This is a genomic window from Niallia sp. HCP3S3_B10, assembly GCF_052064465.1.
Classification (GTDB): Bacteria; Bacillota; Bacilli; order Bacillales; family Cytobacillaceae; genus Niallia; species Niallia hominis.
Genome location: NZ_JBQHVO010000063.1, coordinates 24,478 through 30,931 on the forward strand (window position 1 = coordinate 24,478; position 6,454 = coordinate 30,931).

Annotated in this window: 8 protein-coding genes and 1 pseudogene; 3 read left to right on the top strand and 6 right to left on the bottom strand. The window is 30.6% G+C overall.

The features are described from left to right. Positions 1 to 2 precede the first annotated feature (2 nt). Positions 3 to 134, bottom strand: a complete 132-nt coding sequence (locus ACTNDN_RS20435) for a hypothetical protein (RefSeq protein WP_269320377.1) — start codon at positions 132 to 134, stop codon at positions 3 to 5. Between the two features lie 472 nt (positions 135 to 606). Between ACTNDN_RS20435 and ACTNDN_RS20440 the strand changes: the two genes are divergently transcribed. From ACTNDN_RS20440 to ACTNDN_RS20450, 3 genes are read left to right on the top strand one after another with little or no spacing between them, the layout of a single operon-like run. Further along, positions 607 to 1,026: a MarR family winged helix-turn-helix transcriptional regulator gene (locus tag ACTNDN_RS20440; RefSeq protein WP_031536737.1), complete on the top strand. Its 420-nt coding sequence runs from the start codon at positions 607 to 609 to the stop codon at positions 1,024 to 1,026. A 19-nt stretch (positions 1,027 to 1,045) separates the two neighbouring features. Next, complete coding sequence (locus ACTNDN_RS20445) at positions 1,046 to 1,438, top strand: rhodanese-like domain-containing protein (RefSeq protein WP_031536736.1); 393 nt, start codon at positions 1,046 to 1,048, stop codon at positions 1,436 to 1,438. Positions 1,439 to 1,443: 5 nt separating this feature from the next. Beyond that, positions 1,444 to 1,890: an EVE domain-containing protein gene (locus ACTNDN_RS20450; RefSeq protein WP_441131993.1), complete on the top strand. Its 447-nt coding sequence runs from the start codon at positions 1,444 to 1,446 to the stop codon at positions 1,888 to 1,890. Between the two features lie 36 nt (positions 1,891 to 1,926). On the opposite strand, the pseudogene ACTNDN_RS20455 reads toward ACTNDN_RS20450, so the two are convergent. From ACTNDN_RS20455 to ACTNDN_RS20475, 5 genes and pseudogenes are all read right to left on the bottom strand, one after another. After that, positions 1,927 to 3,220 (bottom strand): annotated as a pseudogene (locus ACTNDN_RS20455) (IS3 family transposase). A gap of 46 nt (positions 3,221 to 3,266) precedes the next feature. Beyond that, positions 3,267 to 3,923: a zinc dependent phospholipase C family protein gene (locus ACTNDN_RS20460; RefSeq protein ID WP_235252269.1), complete on the bottom strand. Its 657-nt coding sequence runs from the start codon at positions 3,921 to 3,923 to the stop codon at positions 3,267 to 3,269. 595 nt (positions 3,924 to 4,518) lie between these two features. Further along, positions 4,519 to 5,151: a hypothetical protein gene (locus tag ACTNDN_RS20465; RefSeq protein WP_048718548.1), complete on the bottom strand. Its 633-nt coding sequence runs from the start codon at positions 5,149 to 5,151 to the stop codon at positions 4,519 to 4,521. After that, the gene (locus ACTNDN_RS20470) at positions 5,120 to 5,692 is read right to left on the bottom strand and encodes an RNA polymerase sigma factor (protein ID WP_048718545.1); all 573 of its coding nucleotides are present in this window, start codon (positions 5,690 to 5,692) and stop codon (positions 5,120 to 5,122) included. The genes ACTNDN_RS20465 and ACTNDN_RS20470 overlap by 32 nt, the downstream gene beginning before the upstream one ends. A gap of 96 nt (positions 5,693 to 5,788) precedes the next feature. Beyond that, positions 5,789 to 6,364, bottom strand: coding sequence for a hypothetical protein (locus ACTNDN_RS20475; protein WP_048718544.1), 576 nt, complete (start codon positions 6,362 to 6,364; stop codon positions 5,789 to 5,791). Positions 6,365 to 6,454 lie beyond the last annotated feature (90 nt).

The following is a 6,454-nucleotide window of genomic DNA, read 5'->3' on the forward strand; positions in this document are numbered from 1 at the left end:
ATTTACCTTTTAACAAAACGAAGAACAGCATTTTTAAATAGTTCTTGATTTTCAATATAAGCATGATGACCACCATCTATAACATAAATTTCTGCTTCTTTACAGTTAAAAGATAAATGATGATTTGGTCCCACCGCATCGTCGGACTTCCCTGCAGTGATTAATATCGACTTATGAATATCTCTTATTACGCTATTAAAATTTTGAAAATATTCCTTGGATGAAAAAATGTATTTTTGGAAAAAAGGATTTAAGATCCTCTTTCGTTATTTATTAACTTGGCTCTGTTAAAGTTTAATGTTGATATTTCTTATAAAACGAAATCTCCTAATTTATGGAAGTTCCATTTTAAAATATTTGCTTATTCAACTAACGTCCCCGATAGTTTAAGTGAAATCGTTCACAAATTTATTCTTTAATGACATAAAAAAGAGACCCAGAAGTCATTCCCCCTAGTTTAAATACCTTATCTCAAAAACTTTATTAATAAAAAAAATATTTAACGGTTTGTGTTTTATATACGAACATAAGTACTTGAATTTTAATAATTAGTCAGCTATACTGATTATTAGTAAATCTGATTAATTTAGGAGGTGAATATTACACTTGGAAAAATGGAATCAATCATATGGTTTTTTGTTAGGAAAAGTTCTTCAACAAATGGAAACCAAGTTTGCTGAAGGACTGACTCCTTATAAAATTAATGCTAGACAATATGGAGTCCTTTTATTTATTAGTGGGAACCCTTATTGTTCACAAAAGGATATTTCCGAAAATCTACAAATTGATCGGACGACTATGGTTAGCCATATCGATCACCTAGAAACTTTAGAATTTGTAGAGAGAACTAGAAATCCTAATGATAGAAGATCATATAGTCTTTTAATCACATCAAAAGGGACTCAAGTTTTAGATTCACGTTGGGAATTTCTAATTGAAACGGAATTAGAGGTACTCACCCCTTTAAACCATCAAGAAAAACAATTGCTGAAGGAGTTTCTTGTGAAAATTTGGTATACATTATAAAACTGGAGGTAACTATTAAATGAATGCACTTGATTATTTTAATGCACGTCTGGAAGCAACTATTAGTCCTATGGATTATTTAAGATTGGCACAAGTCAATCCAGAAAAATATTTTCTAATTGATGTAAGAAACGGTCCTGAACATGTAAGAATTCTAACAATTAAAGATGCTAACATCATTCCTCAACAAGAGTTGCAAGAACGATTACATGAGATTCCTAAAGAAAAAGAAATTGTAGTTTACTGTTGGGATGTTTGGTGTAATACAGCAGCTAAAGTAGCAGCTTTTTTGCTAGAACGTGGCTATAAAGTAAAAGAGTTGACTGGCGGGATAGCTGCATGGAAAGAAATGAATTTTCCTGTATCAGATGTTGCTCAAGATGCTAATCTATCAGATAATTGTGGATGCTAACTCTAATGCATACTAAAAAACGGTTTTGGATTGGAATTGCTTCACGAGATCATGTTTTAAATGCAGTACAAGGCGGATTTGCTCAGCTTTGCCATGGCAAACTGGCGCCTTTAAGAAATATGAGCACTGGTGATTGGATTATTTATTACTCTCCTAAGATTAATTTTAAAGAGAGTGCTCCTCATCAAAAGTTTACTGCTATTGGAAGAATTATTGATGAGGATGTTTATCAGGTAAATATGGGGAATGATTTTGTACCTTTTCGAAGAAATATTGATTTTTTCCCTAGCATTGAAACACCCATTAAACCATTAATCCCAAAACTGTCATTTATTAAAAATACAAAATACTGGGGTCATTCCTTTCGATATGGTCATATAGAAATAAGCGAAAAAGACTTTAAACTAATAGCAGAAAAAATGGTTAATAAAAAAGGAGATAGAACTCATTAAACTGGCTCCTATGTCAAGGACACAATAAAAAAAAGACTAAGCAATTAAAAGGTGATTCGTATATTGAATAGGGGTCATCTTTTTTAAATTCCATTGATATCGATAATTGTTATAGTAAACCATGTAATGTAATGATTTATTTTTCCCTTTAGTTCTTTTATGGTTTGACAAGATTGATAGTCTACCTCATCTTTTAAATGTCCAAAGAATGACTCTTGGGGGCATTGTCCCAAAAGTTTCCTCCTAGACATAGATTGTCCTAGTCCATATTTTTTTAATAAAATTTAATATTTTGGACTTGTGTAATGGCTACCTTGGTCTGAGTGAATAAATGCATCTTCATGTAGAGTAACTTTCTAGTTGTTCATTAATTTATGGATGGTCTTGGTAGCGATATCAAGAGTGATACGATCAGAAACATGGTAAGCTAGTATCTCGTTGGTGGATGCATCTTTTATGGTCGACAAATAAGCCATATAGTTACCACTATATGGAAAATAAGTAATGTCCGTTAATAACACTTTTCCAGGAACACCTTGTTTAAATTCTCTGTTTAACATGTTTGAAACAACCTGTTGTTCCTTTGTTGCTTTTGCGATTTTTTTTAAGGATTTGGCCCTCTATGAAGGCAGACTATTCCGTATTTCCTCATTAATCTTTGTATCTTTTTTCGACTAAAGCTAATGTTATATTTATTCTCCAATATCATTTTAATGGACCGGGAACCTTTCTTATATCCCCGTCGATTAAAGGCTTTTAGTATGACTTCTTTCGCTTCCAAGTCCAATTGTTCTCTCGCTTCTCGGATAGTATATGCTTGAAGGAAGCTGTAGTATCCAGAACGAGAAACCTCTAAAAGATCGCAAAAATACTTGGTCATACGCTTAAATCCATTTTGTTTAATGGTCTCAGAAATTAATTGATTTACTCTACTTGGTTCTAGGTTTTTTGTTTCGTTTAGCAGCCTCCTTTCTGTCACTTCTAGCTTTTTTAATAACTCTACCTGTCCCTCCAATAGCTTAATTTTAGCTTCTTGCCTTTCAATCACTTCAGATGGCGTAAGTTCTCGCTTTAATTGTCTACCAGAACCGGCTTTTCTTGAGTCTGTGAGTGCGATTAACTCATCCTTTTCATAGGCTTTCTTCCACCTGTATGCGGATTGTTCAATTCGCTTCATTCCTATTGCGTCCACATCAAAGTCGTTAGCCATGAAGATTTGTCGAGGAAGTTTTCCACCTAGATACTCATCCATAAATCTATTTTTAAATAAATCCGTATAGGTAATAGCTCGCTCGCTGAAACTTTGTACATTTGGATTCCTTTTAAGCATTTTTATCTCTTTAGTTGAAAAAGTAATTTTGTGTGCTAAAATTCCGTTATGCTAGCTGTGTTCGCATCCTTTGATTTAATAATTCTTTGACCGTTTGTACAGTATCTTCTACAAACTCATCGCCTTCATTTGCCTTAAGATATATAAACTCGTGGTCATCAGAAATCGTATGGTTTTGATAAAAATTAGTGATATTTCTAATCTGTTTAAGTGTTTGACCCTGCGGAAAGAAATCTAGGTACTCTGGAAAATCATTGATGTGTTGAAACTTAGTCCAAAAAATATTATCTTTATGATTTTTAAGATATAAAAAATCTAAACCATACCAGTCTCGCTTAACAAGAGGAGTGTATTCAGGGGTGTTTAATATTTCTTCGAACACTTTTTCTTTTTTCTTTTGGTCAGTGAATGCAATCCACTTCTCATCAGTCACCAAATGGATATAGTATCCAAGATAATAGGAGAATTCACTAAGCGAACTTTCTTTTTCATCACAGAGATATTGTTGGTAAAAAGAATCAGAGTTGATTTTCCCTTCAATCTCGAAATGAGTAGTTTCTTTTGGAGGTGTGGGTTTACCATCCTCTCCGATTAGTCCACAATCTGGTCCAATATTACCAACCAAAAATTCAATTTTGGATACAGGAAGTTCTGTTTTTAATAATTCTTCAGTAATCCTAAAGTGAGTAACCCAAGTAGCCAAATTTTTCACTCCTTAAATGTTTATGTATTTTTACATTGAGAAGGATTTCGGCAACAATGCTTATAACCCTTTTTTTGCATTTTGTACTAATTGCTTGTTAAACTAGCCTGCCGTTAGCTGCATAATCATCTCTTTAATATAATACCATAAAAAGTAAATTGTTCCTTGTTATAATTAAAAGCAACAATCTTTACGAAAAGAGCCTTAGAAAAATAGCCAAAGCTATTAGCGTTTTTCATAGCGTTTATTCACTCCTTCTACTTTTACTCTTCGATAATCTAGTAGAATTTCCTTCTTCCTTTCAATCATCGTGAAAAGTCAATTATATAATGAAGTTTAGAAGTAAAAAGGAGGGATCTAGAGATTGACTTTTTTATTATGAAGCTATTTTTCTCGATATTTCCCAAACGCAAAAAGGCGGAATTTGCCCCAATATGGACAAATTCCGCCTTTTGCTTTTTTGATTGCTGTGTATAGGACTCATTATGTTAACAGAGATTAGGGGGCGTTCTGAAATAGAACAGGGGTACATTTCAATTTATAGTTAACATAAATAATACTCATTATGTTAACTATAAATTATAATAAATATTTCTTATTCTAATGGAATTTCATTTTTTAAAGACTCATTAAATTGTTTTATTAATTCAGCTTTTTCCTGTTCACTTTTAATTAAAATATCTCCATAAATAGGTACAAGAGTGTGAAACTTTTTTTCTTCATTATATTTTGTTACAAATAAATACTCTTTACCTTCTTCTAAAAGATTATCTCCCTCAACTAAAACTAACTCTTCTTCCATATATCCACCTTGTTGATTTACTATTATTTCTTGTTTAAGAGTCCCTTTTATATTTTTAATCACTTTCACATTAAATTGAGTTTCTGGTAATAAATCAATTATTTCAGATCCTTCTTCAGAAATTACTTTTCCTATGAAAACATTTTGAGAAAAGCCAACTAATTCTCTTTTATCTTCAGGATTAAAAGCATAACTATAACTAATAGTATTACCCACTAAATTTTCAGATTTCGTAGAATTATTATTAATATAATTAATACCAATAAATGAGAAAAAAACTAAACATAAAACTAATGGAGATAAAATATACCCCAAACGTTTCCGTTTCTTTTTTTTATTTTCTATTATAGATTGAATATTTATTTTACTAGGAAAAGAGTTTTGTTCAGCTATTTCAAGTAATGTTTTTTTTACCTTTTCTTTCATCAGGAAAAACCTCCTTATTTTCTAATAAACTTTTTAACCTTTGCTTTGAATAATATAATCTAGATTTTATGGTACCTTCTTTTATATTTAATAATTGCGAAATTTCCTTTATTGATAAGTCTTGAAAATAAAATAAAATTACAATAATTTGATGCTTAAAATCCAATTTTTCTATAGCTTTCATAATTATCTCAGATTCTTCTTTTTGTAAATATATTGATTCTGGAATTATTGTCGTTTCTTTAAAGTTATAATCCATAAAATTCATAAAGAAAAATCGTTTCCTCTGTAATTTTAAAGTCGTATTAATTAAAATTTTATTAAACCAAGTTTTAAATAAAGCCTTTTGAGGATTATATTTTTTTAAAGATTTAAAAGTTGCAAATAAAGCTTCTTGTACAGCATCTTCAGCAAGTGAATAATCTTTCAAAAGTAAAAAAGCAGTCTGATAAGATATTTTTAGATAAGGTTCTAATAAAACATTGAATTTTTCAATATCTCCTAATAATATTTTCTCAATTATTTCTTGTTCTTTATTCACATAACTAACCTCCCTTCTATATTTTATTACCAATAAAGAAACAAAAGGTTCAAAAAAAATGCGGAAAATCCACATGTTTTTTGAACCCATTATTTTTTACTTTAATTCAGTTGGTACGATTTCTTCATCTAAAGCATCATTAAAATTTTCAACTAAATCATCTTGTATTGATTCTGTCTCAGCGGTAAGATTTCCATATGCAGGAATTAAAGTATACCAATTCTCTGATTCTAAATATCTTGTAGAAAATAGATAAGTATTTCCTTCTACAAGTAACTCATCACCTTCAAATAAAACCAATTCTTTTTGTCCATCTTCATACTCTAAATAACCACCTTGTTGATTAACTGTAACTATTCCAGATAAATCACCTTTAATATTTTCAATTATTTCCACTGAATACTGTGTTTCAGGAAGATATTCTTCAATAGATTTAGTTCCTGTTTGTTTAATGACTTTCCCAAGAAAAACATTATCAGAAACACCAACTAATTTTTTATCATCTGTTACATCTGTAATAAAATCAGGATGAAGTATAACTTCTTCTACCTTACTTTTGTTTGGATTAGAATTACTAGCTTCAATTTTATCTGTTTGATTATATGCTGAAACTCCAAAAGAAGTAACTGTAATTATTGAAATAAGACCAAAAGTTAAAATTATTCTTTTCATTTCGGTGTTTGTCAACATAGTTGTCGCATTTAGTTACTTTAGTGTTGTGTTCAGTCAAGGCTACCGCGCTACGCTTGCTGGCCTGATGAT

Excerpts from the sequence above, each read along its gene's own strand:
- ACTNDN_RS20445 (WP_031536736.1), top strand. The coding sequence starts at position 1,046 with ATGAATGCACTTGATTATTTTAATGCACGTCTGGAAGCAACTATTAGT.
- ACTNDN_RS20475 (WP_048718544.1), bottom strand. The coding sequence starts at position 6,364 with ATGAAAAGAATAATTTTAACTTTTGGTCTTATTTCAATAATTACAGTT.
- ACTNDN_RS20450 (WP_441131993.1), top strand. The coding sequence starts at position 1,444 with ATGCATACTAAAAAACGGTTTTGGATTGGAATTGCTTCACGAGATCAT.
- ACTNDN_RS20465 (WP_048718548.1), bottom strand. The coding sequence starts at position 5,151 with ATGAAAGAAAAGGTAAAAAAAACATTACTTGAAATAGCTGAACAAAAC.